2 protein-coding genes are annotated in these 1,393 nt (G+C 71.7%); both read left to right on the top strand.

The annotated features are described in order from the left end of the window. A partial coding sequence (locus AC0KUR_RS37880; RefSeq protein ID WP_473377387.1) for an extracellular solute-binding protein occupies positions 1-417 on the top strand: 417 nt, incomplete at its 5' end. A 2-nt stretch (positions 418-419) separates the two neighbouring features. Then, the coding region (locus AC0KUR_RS37885) for an ABC transporter permease (protein WP_473377388.1) at positions 420-1,393 on the top strand (974 nt) is incomplete at its 3' end.

Consider the following 1,393-nt stretch of genomic DNA (forward strand, 5'->3'; position numbering starts at 1 on the left):
GACGACGAAGGCGTGACGGCGGCCGTCAACCGCGGCGGCGTGCAAACCGGCATCATCAACAACTACTACTGGGACCGCCTGCACGCGGAGCTCGGCGACAAGTCGACGAAAAGTGCGATCCACCACTTCGGCAACCATGACGTCGGCGCAGCCGTGAACGTGTCGGGCGCCGCCGTGATGAAGGCATCGAAGCACCAGGCCGATGCGCAGAAGTTCGTCGCGTATCTTGTCGGCGAGCGCGCGCAGAAACTGATGGCGAACGGCCACATCAGCTTCGAGTATCCGCTGCATCCGGGCGTCGCCCCCGATCCGATCCTGAAGCCGTTCAACGAACTGAGCCCGCCGGCACTGACGTTCGAACAGCTCGGCGACGACAGCCAGGCCGGCAAGCTGCTGCGCCAGGCCGGCCTGCTCTGACCGTGAGCGACGCCGTGTCCCGCACGGCGCGCATCGCGCGCGACGCAGCGCGCCCCGCGACGCGGCGGCGCCCGTCGCGCGCGCTCGTCGCCGCGGCCGCGTGCGGGCCGCTCGCGATCCTGCTGCCGCTCGCCTTCACGCTGTACCGCGCGGCCACCTTCGGCGTCGACGATGCGATCGCGCTGCTGTGGCGCCCGCTCGTCGGCGAACTGCTCGTCAACACGCTGTCGATCGCATGCGCCGCGACGCTCGCATGCGCGCTGCTCGGCACCGCGGCCGCGTGGTTCATCGAGCGCACCGACCTGCCCGCGCGGCCGCTGTGGACCGCGCTCGCCGCGGCCCCGCTCGCGGTGCCGCCGTTCATCACGAGCTACGCGTGGGTGTCGCTGAGCCCCGACCTGCAGGACTTCGCCGGCGCGCTGATCGTGCTGACGTCCGCGTACTTCCCGCTCGTCTACCTGCCGGTGGCCGCCGCGCTGCGCGAGCTCGACCCCGCGCTCGAAGAAAGCGCGCGCACGCTCGGCTGCCCGCCGTGGCAGACGTTCTTTCGCGTCGTGCTGCCGCAATTGCGCCCCGCGCTGTGCGGCGGGATGCTGCTCGTCGCGCTCGGCGTGCTGTCCGAATTCGGCGCGTTCCAGCTGCTGCGCTTTCGCACGTTCACGACCGAGATCTATGCCGAGTACCGCACCGCGTTCGACGGCGGCGGCGCATCGCTGCTCGGCTGCGTGCTGATCGCGCTGTGCCTGCTGTGCCTCGCGATCGAGGCGCGCGCTCGCGGCCACGCGCGCTACGGTCATACGCACCGCGCCGCACGCCGCGTCGCGATGCGTTATCCGCTCGGCCGGTGGCGCGGCCCCGTCACCGTCGCATTCGCCGCGCTCGCGGCCGCGACGCTCGGCGTGCCGCTCGCGATGATCGGCTACTGGCTCACGCAACAAGGGGCCGCCGCCGTCACGCCGGCCGACGTGTCGCCCGA

The sequence above is a fragment of the Burkholderia sp. YHN3-13 genome (assembly GCF_055810675.1).